We start from the raw sequence: 17,893 nt of genomic DNA on the forward strand, positions 1-17,893 counted from the left end.
AACTAAGCTGCTCTACTGCAACTTGAGTCGCGGCAACGCTATGCTTAGAACGAAGTGCGTTTGTAGCGGCGATATTCTGGACTCCAGAAATTGCCTTCAATCGACTGCTGTAAGATCTCATCGCTCATGGGCAGCGTTAACCCTTGTTCAACTGCGACTTTACCTACGGCGAAAGCAATATGCTTACTCACCGCATGGATATCTTCCAGTTTAGGCAGTAGTGGACCTGTACCATCGATTGCCAGTGGCGAACATTCGGCAAGTGCGCGACTTGAAGCCATCAACATGGCATCGGATACATGACGTGCGCCCGAAGCTAATACGCCTAAGCCAATACCTGGGAAGATAAAGCTGTTGTTGCACTGGGCAATTTCATAGGTTTCACCATCGACAACCACAGGCTCGAATGGGCTGCCCGTAGCGACGAGTGCTTGACCTGAGGTCCAATGCAAAATGTCCTTCGGTGTCGCTTCTACGCGGCTGGTGGGGTTCGACATAGGGAAAATAATCGGCCGAGCACAATGGCTGTGCATAGCACGGATGATTTCTTCGGTGAAGAGTCCTGGAACCCCAGATACCCCAATCAGCACTGTCGGCTTGGCGTTGTTAACCACATCGAGCAGTGAAATATTGTCGCTGAAATTACTCCAGTTTTGGATATTTGTGCATTTCTGCGCCAATTTTTGCTGGAATGGCAACAGGTTAGGCATGTTGTCGAGCAATAAGCCCCAACGGTCAACCATACACACTTGAGTGCGAGCTTGCTCGTCGCTGATCCCTTCAGACACCATTTGTGCCACGATAGCTTCGGCAATACCGCAACCGGCACTACCAGCACCGAGGAAGGCGATACGTTGTTGATTCAATTCAGTGCCTGCAGCCTTACACGCGGCGAGCAAGCAACCAACAGCAACCGCAGCAGTGCCTTGAATATCATCGTTAAAGCAGCAATAGCGATCCTTATAACGCTCTAGGATCGGCATGGCATTCTTTTGGGCAAAGTCTTCGAACTGGATCAAAGTATCCGGCCAACGCACGTGGACGGCTTGCATAAAGGCTTCGATAAACTCGGCATATTCTTCGCCACCGATGCGTGGATGGCGCCAACCCATATACATAGGATCTTCTAACAGCTGCGGATTATCTGTGCCTACATCTAAGGTAATAGGCAGGGTATAAGCCGGACTGATACCGCCACAGCTAGTGTAGAGTGACAGCTTACCGATAGGGATCCCCATGCCGCCAATACCTTGATCGCCAAGGCCTAAAATACGTTCACCATCAGTGACTACGATAATTTTAACTTTTTGACGAGTCGAGTTATTGAGGATGTCATCGATCCTATCTTTGTTCGGATAGGAGATAAACAAACCACGGTTGCGGCGATAGTTTTTCGAGAAACGTTCACAAGCTAAACCTACCGTCGGCGTATAGATGATGGGCATCATCTCGCTGATGTTATTTTGCACTAAACGATAAAATAAGGTCTCGTTTGTGTCTTGGATATTACGTAGGTAAATATGCTTGTCTAAGTCGTTATTGAAACTTCTAAATTGATCGTAGGCGCGAGAAGCCTGCTCCTCAATCGTTTCAATGGCATAGGGGACTAAGCCTTCGAGGTTAAAGAAAATACGCTCTTCTTCAGAAAATGCACTGCCCTTGTTAATCAGTGGGGCTTCAAGAATGGCAGGTCCTGCAAACGGAAGATAGAGGGGGCGTTTATTATCGTCCATGGGTAACCTTTTGAGTTATTGTTTAAGTGGTCAATACGTGCTGTAAGTCACGTAAGGTTATCATGAAATGTGATCTTTGTTGTCCGTGGAACGAGGTATTTGTGGTTTTTTTTGCAGCAGTAAAAAAGTCAGCTGTTTTAAACAGGATTTCTGAGGTTGTTGAGATGGAATTGTTAAGGTCTTGTTTATATCCAAACAAGCTCAGGTGTAGATAAAAACGGATATAAAAAAACGCAGCCTAAGCTGCGTTTTATGTCATAAGTTTAGCGTTATACGCCGCGATACTTAAGTGATAAGCCGCGGATAAAGTTACGCAGTATTTGATCGCCACACTCTTTAAAATTCTTGTGGTCTGGATTGCGGAACAGGGCGCTTAGCTCTGATTTTGACATTTGCACTTCGGCTAAAGCCAAAGCTGCTACTATGTCTTCTTCACGCATTTCGAGGGCAACTCTCAGCTTTTTAAAGATGAGGTTGTTGTTTAAACGTGAAACGGGCGCTGGAATTTCTGCACCTTCACGTAGACCGCGCTTCTCTATGATAAGACCATCTAAAAACTGACATAAGGTCGTGTCGTTACAAGCTTTATAACCTTCTTCCTCTTCTTTACGTAGAAGATCAATCATCTCTTCGACAGGCACTTCTCTTCCAGCTTTAGCAAAAATTTTAATCATTTTTGCATTGCTAAAATCAAACACGAAGCGCAAACGGCGCAAAATATCATTATTAATCATGGTCATCTCTTGGCGCGGCTGCGCTATCTGGTTTAAGAGCCCGCATTATATACCCAAACCACCTTAATTGCAGAATTCAGCGGGAATTTAATGGCAGTTAGTTAAGGCCATTTATTGCTCCGGCATAAACATTCTGGCAATTAACCTTTAATGATGTTGTACCAATAGATAAACAGTGCTGCGAAAATCAGTATATAAATCAGGCCAAACCAAGAGAGGAGTTTCATCTTAGCGCCATATCTGTCTGTCTCGGGGAGCTGTTTGCTGGTCATTAAGCGGTAATTTAACCAAGCAAAAATGACTGTGGTCATGAAGGCCAAGATCATCACAAACTCGAGTAACGGTAAGAGTGCACCTTTAAAGAAGAGGATCAGTAATAAGCCAAAGGCACTGATGGCGAGCATGATCCCTGTGAGGCGTTTGTCTGAACTGGTCTTTGAGGTGAGTAACTGCCAGCCCATATCTAAGGTACGGCTATAGCCATCAATCACTGTAACTGTTGTGCTGAAAATACACAGAAATGCCACAATACCAATAAGATAACGACTCTCGCCGCCCATCACTTGGCTGTAAAGATTAATCAATTGATTAGCAAACTGCGCGCCGGAATCTGAAAAGTGTTCGCCACTGCCATGCATCACTAAAGCGCCCAAGGACAAAAACACGATCGCGAGGATCGCAGTGATGATATAGCCTAAGTTAAAGTCGAGCAGCGCCTGCGCTTTCGTCACTGTCTGGCTTTTTTGTTTTTCGAGCAACCAGAGAGAATTCCAAGCGCTGACTTCAATCGGGGCTGGCATCCAACCCATCATGGCGACCAGAAATCCCACATGGGCCCATTGCCAAGGTGAAGGAGAGGCAAAATTGCTCGCTAATGGTTGAGCATGATCCCAAGCCAAGGCCACGGCAATTAAGGTGGTTAAGGTTAGGGCGAACATGATGATCTTAGTGAGTCTATCAAGCAGTTGATAATGGCCTAAAATCAGTAAAGCCAAAGAACTCAGCAATACCAGCAGGGCTAACCAATCGATGGGCAGCGGAATAAATTGGGTCAACATAGCGGCGGTTAACATGCACACCCCTGCTGTACTGGCAATGGCGGCGATCACATTGAGCCCAGTAAACAGCAGTAAGTAACCTCGGCCCTGTTTTTGGTAGCCGTGCAGTAGACTCTCCCCTGTGGCAGCTGTGTAGCGTGCGCCAGCTGCAAAGAAGGGATACTTAAGTAAATTCACCCCAAGAATAACCCAAGCCAGTTGCCAACCAAATTCGGCGCCCGCCCGAGTCGAGGCGACTAAATGGGATGCGCCAATCGCCGCTGCGGCCATAAGAACACCTGGGCCCATGGCTTTAATGCCGAGAGTTAGGTGTGTCATCCAAGAGGATGAAGGAGAAGTTACTGAAGATTCTGTCATGTCGTTATTAAAAATGCCTGTTGAAAATTAATCTGGGGAATCGAACACTCCCTCATGCTAAGGCTGCGCTCATGTTAAAGCCGAGCTAACGCTAAGTGAGTGGCTCAACATTAAAGGTAAAGTGATTGAACTAAAAGTCGTTTTATTCAATTTATTTGTTTAATTTTTGGCTGAGTAAAGTTTCAATGCGTTTTAAGCTTGCAGCCATTTCGGCTACGATTTGTAACAGCGTATTATCTGGCTGTGCCGATGGGATTGTTGGGCGCAAGGGTTGGGTAAGCCGTTCTTTTTGTTCTAATACGCGGGTTCTAAATTGAGGCGCATCGACTATGCCGACTAAGCTTATCAATGCGCCTGCGCCCGATTGCCCTGCGGTTTCTACCGTGAGTTTATGCAGACCAAATAGGCGCATAATTGGGCCTTGGATCAATGCCATATCGGTAATTTTGTCCAAAGGCACTGTGTTTTCAGTACGAGTTAATATGCCCCTCCTGACAATAAGTTTATTGCTGGTGAGCTGCGCACTCATGTTGTTAATATAGCGGCGAGTCCCCCACAGCCCTATTGGAAACCAAAGTAATAACAAGGGAATACCTATTATGCTTAGGCTGAAATAGGCGGCCCCTGAAAGCAACCAATACCAACCTAAATGGGGTTCAAACTCTGCTTGATAAATAATCTTGTCTTCCATATTTCTTCCTTTAATTCTGATATTCAAATACTGCGACTTGTCTTGTAGGTTGAATCTTTAGTGCCTAGACCTTCTTTGATTCTCGTATGAGGAAAATACACTGCCTCAAATGTAACAAAAGTTTAACTTTTTATATCTCTGCCATTGACTTTGGTTTGTAACTCATTACCTTGTTTATTGTTAATTTAGGGTTTTCTTATTGTTAAAATAATTTTAATGAGATAAATAAAACAAGGGAAATGTATGAACAGACCTCAGATTCTACCCAGTGCTTGTGCAATCGCAATTGCTATGGCATGTGCGCCAACAGTGGCCCATGCTGCCGATAAAGGTGCAGAAAAAGTTGAACGTATTGAAGTAACGGGTTCCCGTATTAAACGTACCGATATTGAAGGCCCTTCCCCTATTCAATCGATCAGTAAAGACGATATTGCCAATATGGGATTTGATAACCTGCAGCAATTACTTGAACGCATGCCTGCCAATGGTGCTGGCGCGTTTTCTACCCGAGGTAACAGCCAAGATTCAACCGCCAACGGCGGCGCATCTATCAGTCTACGTGGTTTAGGCCCAGACGCGACCTTAGTGTTAATTAACGGTCGTCGTGTTGCGGCGAGTGCTTTTGCCGAAGGTATCACTAATTCCTTTGTTGATATCAATAATATTCCGGTATCAGCTATTGAACGTATTGACATACTGAAGGATGGTGCATCGGCTATTTATGGTTCTGATGCGATCGCGGGTGTGGTTAACATTGTTCTGAAAAAAGACATTGAAGGCATTGAGGTCAATCTTGGTTACGGTGATGCTTCAGGCACTGGCTACGATGAAACTACAGCGAATATGGTGTGGGGGATGAAGTCCGATAAGGGCAGTGCTTCCGTCATCCTCGACTATTTCAAAAATGATACTTTAGCTGCGACTGATTTAGGACGTTTTGGTGTTTCAAATCAATCACCTTATGGTGGTGAAGATTTTCGTTCTTCCCGTGGCTTTCCTGGGTATTTCTATGTTGATGGTGTTAAAACTATCGACCCTGCTTGTCCTGCTGATAGTGCAACCGCGAGTGGAAGTTGTTTATTTGAGTACGGCTCATACAATTTTGTTGCGCCGGCTGCGGAGCGCGTAGGGGCTATTGGCCAATTTGACTATCATTTTAATGATGATTTAACAGCATTTTTAGAGTTAGCGGCGCAGCACAATACCTCGATCGCAGGTGGAGCACCGACACCACTTGACGAGGATGCTGGTTTAACTGTACCTGGATCTCACCCGAATAATCCTTGGGGGAAAGATATTGAAATTGGTCGCTTCCGTACGGTTGATGCAGGGGCGCGACGTTGGGATATTGAATCCGATAGTTTACGTTTAGTTGCTGGTTTACGCGGTGTAGTAAAAGAGTGGGATTGGGAAGCTTCTGTTCAAAAAGGTCGCAGTGAGTCGACTCAAACGGGTGATCGCAGCCAAGGCTGGGTAAGAACAGATTATTTGCAACGTGAAATTGATGCGGGTCGTTACAATCCTTTCGGCGGTACGATGAACTCACAAGAGGTCATTGACGCTATTACCACCAGTTTAGTACGCCAAGGTTTGTCAAATATGACATCTTATGCGGCTAACATATCTGGTCAAGCATTTACCTTGGCCGGTCGTGACATCATGATGGCGGCGGGAGCTGAATATCGCGAAGAAGATGTCAGTGATGTGCCCGATGAGCAATTCCAACGTGGATTGATTTTTGGTACTGAAGCTGTCTCTGCGGCAGCATCCCGTGAGCAATATGCCGCTTATATGGAATTATCTATTCCAGTCACGGATAACTTCGAGTTGCAACTCGCTGGTCGATATGATCATTACAGCGATTTTGGTTCAACGACTAACCCTAAAGTCGCCTTTCAATGGGGAGTGACCGACGAGTTAACGGCTCGCGCGTCTTGGTCTACAGGCTTTCGTGCCCCCTCGTTAGCGCAGATAGGTCTTGGTCCATCTCGCGAAAGTAGTTTCTTTGTCGATACTTACCGTTGCGCTGCCGATAATGTTGATTGTGAAGCCTTAGATTACAACACTGAATTTGAAGGTAACTCTGAGCTGGATGCTGAAGAATCCGAAACTTGGAACGTCGGTATGATCTGGGCGCCGAGTCAGACGTTTGATGTGGGTTTTGATATCTTTAGCATCACGCAAGACTACAAAATTGATAAACAGCCATTAGGCGATATCTATACTGCAAATTGTAACGATCAAAATAGCACTGTGTGCGAGCGCTTAACGCCACAGCTAGGTCAAACTTTAGGACCGATCAGTATTATCCATTCAAGCTTTATCAACTTAAGCTCTCAAGATGTACAAGGGATGGATGTCTCTAGTCATTATGGTTTTGAGTTAGATAGCTATGGGGATTTGAAGTTTGGCTTAGAGTACAGCTACTTACATAATTTTGAGAAAGATGGTCTGGATTACACGGGTGAGTATAAGTTTCCTCAACATCGCTGGTTACTCACCACTAACTGGACTATGGATAATTTTGCCGCCAATATTAATTTGAGTTACATCGGTGAATTTGAAGATACCCCAGATATCAATTTCGATGGTGTACTTGATTTTGACAGTAATAAGTCTCGTATGATCGACTCTCAATTATTGGTCGACATGTCTGGTACTTATCGCTTCAATGAAATGTTCAAGCTGACACTAGGCGTGAACAACGTATTTGATGAAGAGCCACCATTTGCTATCGGTGACGGTGATACGGATCTCTACGGCTATGTTATTTCAGTACATAATCCTATGGGCCGCTACATTTACACTAAATTCACGATGAACTTCTAACTACCGCTTAGCGTCATTTCATTCGGAATGGCGCGTCATTTATGATGGGTGGCGTGATCTCTAATAAAAAAGGCCAATAATGATATTGGCCTTTATTTTTATAGGGTTAAACTTGTGACGGTTGAGTTTATAACTGAGTCGCTGCCCACTTTGCGCGACTTTCGCGGCTTTCACTCATTTTGGTTGGTTCACGGAAGGCTTTGTAGGCCTCCACGTCGAGAGCCACTAGGCTGACGTCGACTTCTATGACCAGTTTGCACTCTTTCTTAATGCGCCAAGCGGCCGTGTTGTACAGCTCAGTAAAAGGCAGTGAACTTAAGAATTCTGGGTTGTATTGTGTGTAAACCGCTTGAGTGGGGTAGACCACGAAGGCTAAGTGACGTTTAGGTTCTTTCTTAAATAGTTCTTCGATACCATCGCAGGTGTTGAGCACTTGCATCTCAATGATGTCATCAATATCAAGCAGTTTCTTTTGCGCCAGCTCAGGTGCCAGTTGTTCACCGCTTTCCCAGGCGAGTACATCGGCTTCGCTATGGTTAGTCAGAGCACCAACTTGAGCCGCGCTTAAGCTGAGTGACTGGCGTAAGTAGCTCATTTCGATGGCATTCAAGCCAATGTTCTTAGACATAATCGTGTTCTCAATGCAATAAAAGTAAAATTAGTATTTGATCTTTAACCAGATTTCTTCAACCCATTCCCAAAACGACTCCCAATAGATATCGGTAAAGTCGCCGTTTTTCCAGAAATGTACTTGACCATCTTGGTCGATACAGTAAAAAGCATCACCCTGCTGACAAATGGCAATCATGTCCCTTGGCATACCGATGGACCACGCATAGCAAGTCACTTCGGGCAGGTAGGTGTGCGAGTAGGGATCCGATGCTGTTACTGGCTCTATCGTGCCGTAAATCACATCACTGGCATACAGCAGGTATTCTTTTAGCTCCCTTGGCAATGAAATCAGGATTTGCTCTTCGACTTCGACGAGCTGCTCAAATGTGGGTAATTCGAGTGGTACAGGAACAGTTTCGCTGCGTTCTTGGAGTTGCTCAATAATGTCGTGCATGGCATTTCCTGCTGATAGGGCTATGGCGCGGGATTATATACTTAAAAAGACGTTCGATGCGAGAGAGTGCATTTTTCAGCTTATTTTTAATATGTTTTTTCAGGCACTGTAAAATATAAAAAAAGGCGCTGGCACCTTTACAGATAACCAGCGCAAGAGTGGAAGCTTTTTAGTTAAGCGACTGAGGCTCTTAATAAACTGGCTTCATCAACCCGTTTATAGTTAAGCCATGCCTTATGGTACAACTTATGTGATTCTTGACGTAATTGGGCAATCTGAGCGAGTTCAAACTCACTTAGTGAACGTTGTTGTTTACGAGCATTGGCCTCAATCCTCTGTACTTTTTCATATACCTTGTGTTCAGGACCATTTTTAATATCAGCGATATCCTGTAGGTGTAATTGCACTTCAGCAATCATGCCTGATTGGGGTAAGCGTACCAGTAGATTGAGATCGCGATAGCCGGAGGCTTTAGGTTCAGCAAAGCGGTTTTTTTGTTTCACAACTTGGGTGTGCTCATCCAAAGTTTGGTAGGCCTGCATCAGATCTTGAATGCTGTCGGTCACAATACTTGCCCTTGCAAGGTCGGTAATTTGGCTGGCATCACCGTTAAATTTTGTCGCTACTTTATCGGCTGCTCTTTGGTAACTCTTTACTGGCGGAACAATCACTTGTGCCTGTGAATAATGGGCAATCTTGGTGAGTAATTGAGCGAGCTCAGCTTGTGCATCATAGGCTTGGTGATGGAGCACGGATAAGTCATTCGAGGGTTGATGAGGCGCATCGAAGGTCTGACTGCTGAGTGCATATAGACCTTGTAGGTCATGGCTTGATGCCTGTCTTGCACTGTAATTACCACGTTCTGCTTTACTGTCACTGATGTCGAGAGGATTTGCTACACCAGCGCGGCTCGATAATAAGAGTAGAAAAATAAAAAAGGTACGAAATAACTTAGTCATGCGGCCTACTTCCTTATGGGTGAGTTATTCAGGTCACGCACCCACCATAGGCTTCTATTGCTTAATTAAAGCTGAACCAACCATGAAGACTTGTTCATCTTGCGCATGGGGCTCAGTGGTTTAAGGAAATAAAAATGGCGCCACCTGTAACAGTGAGCGCCATTGTTGGCCAGCTTATGCCGCTGAACAGTGATTTAAATTTGGCTTACCAAATTTTTACGCGTTTCTCTGGTGCGATATACATGGCATCGCCAGGTTTTACATCATACGTAGTGTAGAACTCAGGCATGTTAGATAGTGCACCCAGTGCGCGGAATTCCGCAGGTGAGTGTGGATCGGTCGCTACGCGGTTACGCATTGCTTCTTCTTTAGCTTTTGCGCGCCAAATTTGCGTGAAGCCGATGAAGAAACGTTGATCGCCCGTTAAGCCATCGATAACAGGTGCATCTTTACCGTTAAGCGATTTTTTATAAGCACGATAAGCGATAGTCACACCTGACAAGTCACCAATGTTCTCGCCTAAGGTTAAGCTGCCGTTGACATGCAGATCATCAAACACTGCGTAACCATCGTATTGTGCGATTAGCGCTTTGCCGCGAGCAGAGAACTCTTTCAAGTCTTGCTCTGTCCACCAATCACGCATGTTGCCTTCGCCATCGAATTTAGCGCCTTGATCGTCAAAACCATGGCCCATTTCGTGGCCGATTACCGCACCAATACCACCGTAGTTGACTGCATCGTCAGCTGCCAAATTGAAGAATGGTGGTTGCAGAATGGCTGCAGGGAACACGATTTCATTCATGGTTGGGTTGTAGTAAGCGTTAACCGTTTGTGGCGTCATGTGCCATTCGTCTTTATCGATTGGCGCGCCCAGTTTGGCTAATGATTTAGCATGTTCAACTTCGCTGGCACGCATAGCGTTACCGATTAAGTCGTCTGCCTTGATGGTCAGCTTACTGTAATCTTCCCATTTGTTCGGGTAACCGATTTTCGGGTTGAATTTTGCTAATTTATCCGCAGCAGCCACTTTAGTGCTGTCGCTCATCCAAGTTAATTCTTTGATGCTGTCGCCGTAAGCACCACGCAGGTTTTCAACCAGTGCTTGCATACGGTCTTTGGCTTCTGGAGTGAAGTGACGTTTGACATACACTTTACCCACAACTTCACCAAGAACGCCATTGACGGCTGCAACGCCACGCTTCCAACGAGGTTCTTGTTCTTCTTGACCATTCAAGGTTTTAGAGAAGAAAGCGAAGTTTTCATTGTCTAACGCTTCACTCAGATTGCTCGCCGCGTGCGTCAGCACTTGCCATTGCATATAGGTTTTCCAAGTGGCTAACTCAGTTGTTTTTAAAACTTCGTTTAACCCTTGAATATAGCTAGGTTGGTTAACTATGATATCGGTTTGCTTGTCAGCGCCAAGAGTGGCTAAGTAGCCAGCCCAATCGATATCCGGTGCCAGTGTTGGCAGATCTTTGACTTGATATAGATTGTAGGTCTTAGTGCTGTCGCGGTTTTCAACCACATCCCAATGCTTGGCAGCAATCGCCGTTTCTAAGGCTAAAATAGCTTCAGCACTGGCTTTAGGGTTAGCGAGACCCGCAAGGGTAAACATTTTTTCGATATGGGCGACATATGCCTTACGGATATTAACGAAGCGTTCTGATTCGTTAAAGTAGTAGTCTTTTTCTGGCAGGCTTAGGCCATATTGATAGAGATGTGTTGCGTAACGGCTAGAGTTTTTCGCATCGATATCGATATAAAATGCTATTGGGGTACCCGCGCCAGCGATTTGGCTGTGGGCGAAGTACTTCACTAATTCATTCTTATCTTTTAAGGCATTAATAGCATCAAATTCGCCTTGGATTGGTGTGACTCCCAGTTTATTGAGTGTCTCAGTATCCATAAATGAACGATATAAATCGGCCACTTTTTGCTCATCTGTACCAACGGCGAGGTTGGGTGTTGCAGCCACTTCTTCGATAATGGCTTTTACGTCGTCACGTGATTTTTCACGTAAATCGTAGAAAGCGCCAATGCTAGTGCGATCGGCTGGGATCTCAGTGTTTTTTAGCCAAGTGCCGTTAACGTATTTATAGAAATCGTCTTGTGGACGAATCGCTTTATCAAAATTAGCAAATTCAATTCCAGAACCTAGTGCTTGAGTCACTGCCGCTGCGGTGGCTGTTTTAGCAGTTTCAGGTGCTTTAACTTCGGCAGCCTTGTCATTACAGGCAGTCAGGCCTGCGATAAGTGAGGCACACAGTCCCCCAATGAGTACTTTTCTCATGTTGTTTCCTTCGAGTTTATTATTGTGCCCATTATTGGGGCTGTTATTTTGGCAAAATGGGATTGCTTCAGGCGCAATGAACTATGTTAATGCCTTACTAGGAATCGAAACAAGGTCATTACAGTGTTTATCGTGGATTTATCTTGAGTGATATGTAACTAAAGGTTACCAGTGAGCATATTTAAGTCAGTCGCTGCAAAGTTACCGTATGCAGGCCTTTTCAGGTAAGTGAGCACTTCGATTTATCATTTTAAAATAGGGTTAATTCAGTTGCCTAATTCGTTTTGCAGGGTTACCTGCAACCACTGTTTTGGTTGCGACATTTTTAGTCACTACGGCGCCAGCACCGATGACGGCATCATCACCAATATTGATTCCTGGCATTATGATTGCGCCGCCGCCAATCCATACCCGTTTACCGATGTGAATCGCTTTAGCGGTTTCCAAACCTGAGCAACGTAGCTCGGCATCAAGTGGGTGACTTGAGGTATAAAACTGTACATTGGGGCCAATCATAGTCTGTTCATCAATAAAAATGGGGGCATTATCCTGTAAGGTGACATTGATATTGATGAACACTCTGTCAGCAAGAGTGAGATTGATGCCATAACTGATAAAAATCGGCGTGGAGATAGTTGCGGCTAGCGATTTAAGGGGCATAAGTTGTTGGCAGAGTTGGGCGTACTCAGTACTATTTTGAGCAATCGTTTGATTTAATTGTCGATTCAATCGCTGCTGTTGTGCTCTTAAACTTAAGAGTTCGCTGTCAAGACAATCATATTCTTGGCCTGTGATCATCTTTTGGAATTCAGTCATAGCATCTTTCCCTATGGTGATTACTGTCAATGTGTAAGGGCTAAATAGAAACACAGCTCGTGTTGAGCAGCAATTCTTTGCCCTTTGAACGGGTCGGCTTCATAATACGGCAGTTTTCTTTATTGAAGTTGAGTATTAACGTGCGTTTAGACAAATTTATCTGTGAGAGTACCTCATTGACTCGCTCATTAGCGAAAAAAGCCCTGCATCGCGGTGATATTACTTGTGATGGCTTAGTCGTTAAAGACTCGGGTTTTAAAGTGACTGAAGGTATGTGTGTTTGCCTTGAAGGCGAGCCGATTGTCTTAGTGGGCGAGCGTTATTTAATGCTTAACAAACCGGTAGACACTATTTGCTCGACGATAGATGAAACCTACCCTTCGGTATTGAGCTTAGTGGATGTACCTAAGCCAGAAACTCTGCACATTGCTGGTCGTTTAGATGCCGATACTACAGGGCTAGTGTTGATTACCAGTGATGGTCAATGGTCGCATAAGATCACCTCACCGAAGAAAGAATGCGGCAAACGCTATTTAGTGAAACTCGCTGAGCCTGTGGATGATCGTTTGATTGCGGTATTTGCCGCTGGCGTTGAATTGCGCGGTGAAGATGGTCTAACTAAGCCGGCGTTACTGGAGATTATTGATCCACAATTAGTGCGATTAACCATCACCGAAGGTAAGTATCATCAAGTGAAGCGTATGTTTGCCGCTGTGGGCAATCATGTGCAAGGGTTGCATCGTGAAAGTGTAGGGCAAATTGAATTAGACCCCACCTTAGCACTGGGTGAATGGCGATATTTGACGGCTGAAGAGATAGCTTCAGTCTGATGAGTTTGATGTAAAAAATGCCGCCCGAGTTTTACTTTGGCGGCATTTTTATTTGTGCTAAATAGCTTTTATTATTACTGTTTCTTTAAAATCAGATTACCGCTGATGGTATTCATCTTCACGTTGGCTGCACCAGAGCCTGTTTGGAATGATAACTCTGTGCTTGGTACATATTTTTGTTTTTGCGGTACATCTTGGGTTAAACCGTTGTTGATTTTTCCACCAGGACCACCATCTAAGTTGAAGCTGGCATCGGGAACATCATTAAAGATCACGGTAATATCGCCACTCACACTTTCTAAATTCGCTTTGTTGAAGTTTTTAGCGAGTGACACTTGTGAATCTCCGCTGACGGTTCTGAGCTCGATTTCCTTGGTGACACTAAAGTTAGCATTCACTTCACCTGAGACTTGTTCAATCGTGACTTTTTCTGCTTGAGTGTGGCTTTTTAAGTCACCGCTAACGAGGCGATAATTCATTTCTCCTTTACTGTCAGTGTCCTGAATCGTGCCGGATACGGTTTCTAATTTGATTTTTCCATCAAGAGCTTTGGTCGTGATATCACCAGAGACTGTATGTAACTCAGGTTTACCACTTAAGTTGTTGGCGTTGATATTGCCGCTTACCGTATTCAAATCTAGTTCACCTTGAGTTTCGGCAACTTGCAGATTGGCAGATATGGTATCTGCACTGAGTTTAACCGTTTTTGGGACTTTAATGGTGAGCTGTGATCCTTTGTCATTATTGCCATTATAGTGGCGAGGCATCTTGTCTTCGATATTGAGACTATTTCCCTGTTGCTCAAACACAAAGCCTTCGCTCAATTCATCTAATGTGCCAGTGACACTCACTTCACTCTTATCCCATGTTTGAATGGTCACATCACCGCGTTGGACTTTGATCTGCAGTTGAGTGTCGCTGCTGACACTTAACTGTTTATCAACGCTTTGTGCTGCTAACACATTGCCCATTAAGCCTAAACAGAGTGTCGAAACCAATAGGCTAGCTTTAGTGAGATTGAGGTTACTCATAGGGTGTTTCCTTGTGTCGAGTTTCTAATGGGTAATTTTTGGCCCTGTTGTAATAGGTCGAGCTCACGCTGCTGCACCCAAAGCCAGAGTTGCCAAAGTTGTTTATCGGTTGGATTTGCTTGTAAAGCTTGGTAAATCTGTGTTGCCGCGAGCCTTAGCTCAGTTAAACCTTGCTCAACGGGTGCGCTGAAACTGCTCGTTTGCCACATTAGCGCATTTGGCGCCTGTTCTAGGTTGTCCACTTGCGCTTGGTGTGATGTTGCAATTTGGGTGAGTAATAAATGTAAGGCCGCATCCCCTGGTTGCTCTGGCATAGCTTGGTTCTGGGCAAGCTCTGTCTGCTGCATTATGAATGAGTTGAAATAGGGCAATTGGGTATATCCCAATGCCGCTAGAATAATAAACGAAGCCGCTATCGCCCAAGCGTGACTCTTCTGGGATTTGTACGTTTGGGGTATCAGCGTTTTATCCATACGTTTTTCAATGCCTTGCCACAGATCATGTGTAGGCGACATCTCTTTGGGCGCGCTATTGATCAATTGCTCAAGCTGTTGTTCACGGGAAAGCGGCGTTAACGTCATTACAGCATCTCCTGTAGTAGTTGCTTAGCTCTATGGTATTGGGTCTTACTGGTGCCGACGGCAATGCCGAGTAAGTCAGCGATTTCATCATGTTGATAACCTTCGATTGCACAGAGTACGAAAACCATGCGAGCGCGTTCTGGCAGTTTGAAAATTAACTTATCTAATCCGCTATAGCTGCTATCAGAGCTTAAGGGCTCAGTTTCATGTTCCAGCGGAATAAATCGTGACCAAAAGGACTTTTGTTTACGAATGCTGCTCAATGCTTGATTGACACAAATACTGTGTAACCAAGTGGAAAACTGACTCTCACCTCGAAATTGTGGCAACTTCTGCCACACTAAAATAAAACACTCTTGGGTAATTTCTTCGGCCATAGCGCTATGGCCGCAAAGGCGCAGTGATAGGGCGTAAATACGTTGGTAATGGCTTTGATACAGCAACTTGAAGGCAGTTTTGTCTCCTTGGCTCGCTAAGGTGACCAGTTCAAAGTCAGACATTGAGCCATTGAGTGGGAGGATCCCTGCTGTCACTGTAATTTCCTGCCATAATGATTGAGTGTTGTAGTTTTGACGCAGTGGGCGCTACAAAAGGTTTGGAACCTTAAAAAATATATTTTATTTAGATCAATTATCCAGCGTAACATTTTTGTAATTTGTAGTAGAATTCGCCCGAAAAAGTACTGCTAAGCTAATGAAGTAATTCATTTTATATCAATTGATATTATGACACTTACATCTGCTTTGAGACGGTATATTTAACGTAATTAAAACGAAATACTTTGTAGTAACGGTAGGGTATCACCTTGAAGAACTAAGTTAAAAATAATGCGGTACTCACAGTATGGGAGCTTAAATCGACAAGCTATCAAAGTATTTGATGTGAACTTTTAATGTATTGCTATGTTTGCGCTGTTAAAGGCTTAATTTCCAGCTATCTTTTTAAGATAGATTATATATTCGGGGACTTTCTATGCTAATCCGCTCAAAGTTGTTACTCAGTGCTGCAGTGTCTATTTCGGCACTAATTGCCATGTTTGGATTACAACTCTATTCAAATTCGGTGAAATCGGAACTTTCTAACGCGGCTCAAAGTGTGCTTGATTTAGAGCGCGACGTCTTAATTTTGCGTAAAAATGAAAAGGACTTTTTCGCTCGCAAGGATTTGAAATATGTCGAGCTGCATAAGCAAAGCCACATGGCAATCGACAGTATTGTCCCTGAGTTAGAGAAAGTCTTTAAAGAATATGGGGTGTCGACTGCCTCACTTGAAAGTTTTGACCGTAATTTAAATCAGTATCAAGCCGCTTTTTCTGAAGTGGTGCAGCTACAACAAGAGATTGGCTTAACACCTAAAACAGGTTTGTACGGTACGTTACGAGCTGCGGTGCATAACGTTGAAACGCTACTCAAGGAATTTGATCAGCCCGCACTCGAAGCCGCAATGCTGCAACTTAGGCGTAACGAAAAGGATTTTATGCTGCGTCGTGAGCTAAGTTATGTCGAAACCTTCGATACTAATATTAGTAAGTTTAATGACAAGCTTCATGCCTCGAGTATCGATATTGATACTCAACGAAAAATTGAAGAGCTTATTACTTAATATCAAAAGGATTTCAAAAGCTTAATTAATAAAGAACAGCAGCTTGGTTTGACCGAAAATGACGGTACTATGGCGCGAGTTTTAGCTGCAAACCAGCAAACAGAGAGCAGTACGAGTGACTTGAAAAATTTGGCTCTTAAGGCCATTGATGATGCTGAGAGTAGTAGCATTAATGTCGGGATTACTGTGTTTATCTTTATTGCGTTACTACTATCAATCATTACCTACTTGATTATCCGCAGTATTATCGCGCCGGTTGAGCGTATCACGCAGATCATTTCTCGCATCGAGGAGAGTAAAGATCTGACATTGAGGTGCGATGCCTCCACCCAAGATGAACTCGGTGAAATTGCACAGCATTTCAATAGCATGGTGAGTAGCTTCCAACAGCTGATTGAGCAAGTGATTGAGTCGGTCGCAACGATTAACACTTCCTGTAAACGTGTTTCAGAAAATGCCATGCTCGCCTCCGAAGGTGTGGGCCAACAACTTAATGAGACCGACATGGTCGCAACAGCAATCACTGAGATGGGCGCAACGATTGAGGAAATTGCTAAAACAACCGAATTAGCTGCATCAAAAGCGGGTCAGACCCACGATAATGCCCAAAGTGGTCAATTAGAGGTTGAGCAAACGATACATAAAATCCAGTCACTTGCTGAGCAGTTGAATAGCTCAGCAGCGGTCGTTAACGAATTGGAACGTGACAGCGAGACTATCGGTAGCGTGTTAGATGTGATCCGCGGCATTGCTGAGCAGACTAACCTTTTAGCCTTGAATGCCGCGATTGAAGCGGCGCGTGCGGGTGAGCAGGGCCGTGGTTTTGCTGTGGTTGCCGATGAAGTGCGTAACTTAGCGATGCGGACGCAATCGTCAACCCAAGAGATTGCTAACATCATTCAAACGCTGCAGACGCGTACCCGATCGATTGTGCAATTGATGGAATCTAGCCAAAAACAAGGCGTTGAAAGCGCTGAACAAGCGGCAAGTGCTGGCGCTTTATTGAAGCTTATCAATAACGACGTGCGTAATATTATGGACATGAGCACTCAAATTGCGGCGGCTATTGAAGAGCAAAGTATGGTGGCGGCTGAAGTGAACAAGAACGTGGTGGTGATCCGCGATATCGCTGAGGAGTCATCCCATGCGGCAGATGCAAATGCGTCCGCATCGGATGAGCTTAAGGCGCAGGCTGAGTTCTTATTCCGTGCGGTGAGTAATTTTAAAATCTAATGCGTAGAAGCCAGTTTACATCTGATGATCAGAAGCTGGCTTAAAAAATACACTAACAAAAACGCACTCCGAGGAGTGCGTTT

14 protein-coding genes and 1 pseudogene are annotated in these 17,893 nt (G+C 44.6%); 3 read left to right on the forward strand and 12 right to left on the reverse strand.

Going from position 1 to position 17,893, the window contains the following annotated elements; translation table 11 throughout:
* Positions 1–44: 44 nt before the first annotated feature.
* The 4 genes from L5M10_RS00170 to L5M10_RS00185 all read right to left on the reverse strand — a co-directional run bounded on the left by L5M10_RS00170 (position 45) and on the right by L5M10_RS00185 (position 4,573).
* Positions 45–1,733 carry an NAD-dependent malic enzyme gene (locus L5M10_RS00170; protein ID WP_105250164.1) on the reverse strand — a complete coding sequence of 563 codons (1,689 nt, stop codon included), beginning with the start codon at positions 1,731–1,733 and terminating at the stop codon, positions 45–47.
* Positions 1,734–2,002: 269 nt separating this feature from the next.
* A complete protein-coding gene (locus L5M10_RS00175; RefSeq protein WP_168824742.1) occupies positions 2,003–2,467 on the reverse strand; it encodes a DUF1456 family protein in 465 nt (154 codons plus the stop codon).
* Positions 2,468–2,607: 140 nt separating this feature from the next.
* Positions 2,608–3,882, reverse strand: a complete 1,275-nt coding sequence (locus tag L5M10_RS00180; RefSeq protein ID WP_263254618.1) for an Nramp family divalent metal transporter — start codon at positions 3,880–3,882, stop codon at positions 2,608–2,610.
* A 151-nt stretch (positions 3,883–4,033) separates the two neighbouring features.
* Positions 4,034–4,573 (reverse strand): PH domain-containing protein, encoded by a 540-nt coding sequence (locus L5M10_RS00185; RefSeq protein ID WP_263161500.1) that lies wholly within the window; start codon positions 4,571–4,573, stop codon positions 4,034–4,036.
* Positions 4,574–4,816: 243 nt separating this feature from the next.
* Between L5M10_RS00185 and L5M10_RS00190 the strand changes: the two genes are divergently transcribed.
* Positions 4,817–7,402: a TonB-dependent receptor gene (locus tag L5M10_RS00190; protein WP_263254619.1), complete on the forward strand. Its 2,586-nt coding sequence runs from the start codon at positions 4,817–4,819 to the stop codon at positions 7,400–7,402.
* A 127-nt stretch (positions 7,403–7,529) separates the two neighbouring features.
* On the opposite strand, the gene L5M10_RS00195 is transcribed toward L5M10_RS00190, so the two are convergent.
* From L5M10_RS00195 to L5M10_RS00215, 5 genes are all read right to left on the reverse strand, one after another.
* On the reverse strand, positions 7,530–8,030 hold the full coding sequence (locus tag L5M10_RS00195; protein ID WP_263254620.1) for a DUF4447 family protein: 501 nt from the start codon (positions 8,028–8,030) through the stop codon (positions 7,530–7,532).
* A gap of 30 nt (positions 8,031–8,060) precedes the next feature.
* Positions 8,061–8,468 (reverse strand): SMI1/KNR4 family protein, encoded by a 408-nt coding sequence (locus tag L5M10_RS00200; RefSeq protein WP_113939053.1) that lies wholly within the window; start codon positions 8,466–8,468, stop codon positions 8,061–8,063.
* A gap of 173 nt (positions 8,469–8,641) precedes the next feature.
* Complete coding sequence (locus L5M10_RS00205) at positions 8,642–9,427, reverse strand: RelA/SpoT domain-containing protein (protein WP_263254621.1); 786 nt, start codon at positions 9,425–9,427, stop codon at positions 8,642–8,644.
* 205 nt (positions 9,428–9,632) lie between these two features.
* A complete protein-coding gene (locus tag L5M10_RS00210) occupies positions 9,633–11,717 on the reverse strand; it encodes a M13 family metallopeptidase (protein WP_263254622.1) in 2,085 nt (694 codons plus the stop codon).
* A 261-nt stretch (positions 11,718–11,978) separates the two neighbouring features.
* A complete protein-coding gene (locus tag L5M10_RS00215) occupies positions 11,979–12,533 on the reverse strand; it encodes a sugar O-acetyltransferase (protein WP_263235940.1) in 555 nt (184 codons plus the stop codon).
* A 77-nt stretch (positions 12,534–12,610) separates the two neighbouring features.
* On the opposite strand from L5M10_RS00215, the gene rsuA reads away from it, so the two are divergent.
* Positions 12,611–13,363 carry a 16S rRNA pseudouridine(516) synthase RsuA gene (rsuA, locus tag L5M10_RS00220; RefSeq protein ID WP_263236004.1) on the forward strand — a complete coding sequence of 251 codons (753 nt, stop codon included), beginning with the start codon at positions 12,611–12,613 and terminating at the stop codon, positions 13,361–13,363.
* 74 nt (positions 13,364–13,437) lie between these two features.
* Here the strand turns inward: rsuA and L5M10_RS00225 are convergent, their stop codons facing one another.
* The 3 genes from L5M10_RS00225 to L5M10_RS00235 are packed head-to-tail and all read right to left on the reverse strand — an operon-like array spanning position 13,438 to position 15,508.
* Positions 13,438–14,394 carry a DUF4097 family beta strand repeat-containing protein gene (locus L5M10_RS00225; RefSeq protein ID WP_263139596.1) on the reverse strand — a complete coding sequence of 319 codons (957 nt, stop codon included), beginning with the start codon at positions 14,392–14,394 and terminating at the stop codon, positions 13,438–13,440.
* The gene (locus L5M10_RS00230; RefSeq protein WP_113939048.1) at positions 14,391–14,975 is read right to left on the reverse strand and encodes an anti-sigma factor; all 585 of its coding nucleotides are present in this window, start codon (positions 14,973–14,975) and stop codon (positions 14,391–14,393) included. The genes L5M10_RS00225 and L5M10_RS00230 overlap by 4 nt, the downstream gene beginning before the upstream one ends.
* Positions 14,975–15,508 (reverse strand): RNA polymerase sigma factor, encoded by a 534-nt coding sequence (locus tag L5M10_RS00235; RefSeq protein WP_105250152.1) that lies wholly within the window; start codon positions 15,506–15,508, stop codon positions 14,975–14,977. The genes L5M10_RS00230 and L5M10_RS00235 overlap by 1 nt, the downstream gene beginning before the upstream one ends.
* Before the next feature lie 439 nt (positions 15,509–15,947).
* On the opposite strand from L5M10_RS00235, the pseudogene L5M10_RS00240 reads away from it, so the two are divergent.
* A pseudogene (locus L5M10_RS00240) lies at positions 15,948–17,810 on the forward strand (methyl-accepting chemotaxis protein).
* Positions 17,811–17,893: the final 83 nt, after the last annotated feature.

It is taken from the genome of Shewanella sp. SM32 (genome assembly GCF_025654235.1).
Lineage (GTDB): Bacteria > Pseudomonadota > Gammaproteobacteria > Enterobacterales > Shewanellaceae > Shewanella > Shewanella oncorhynchi.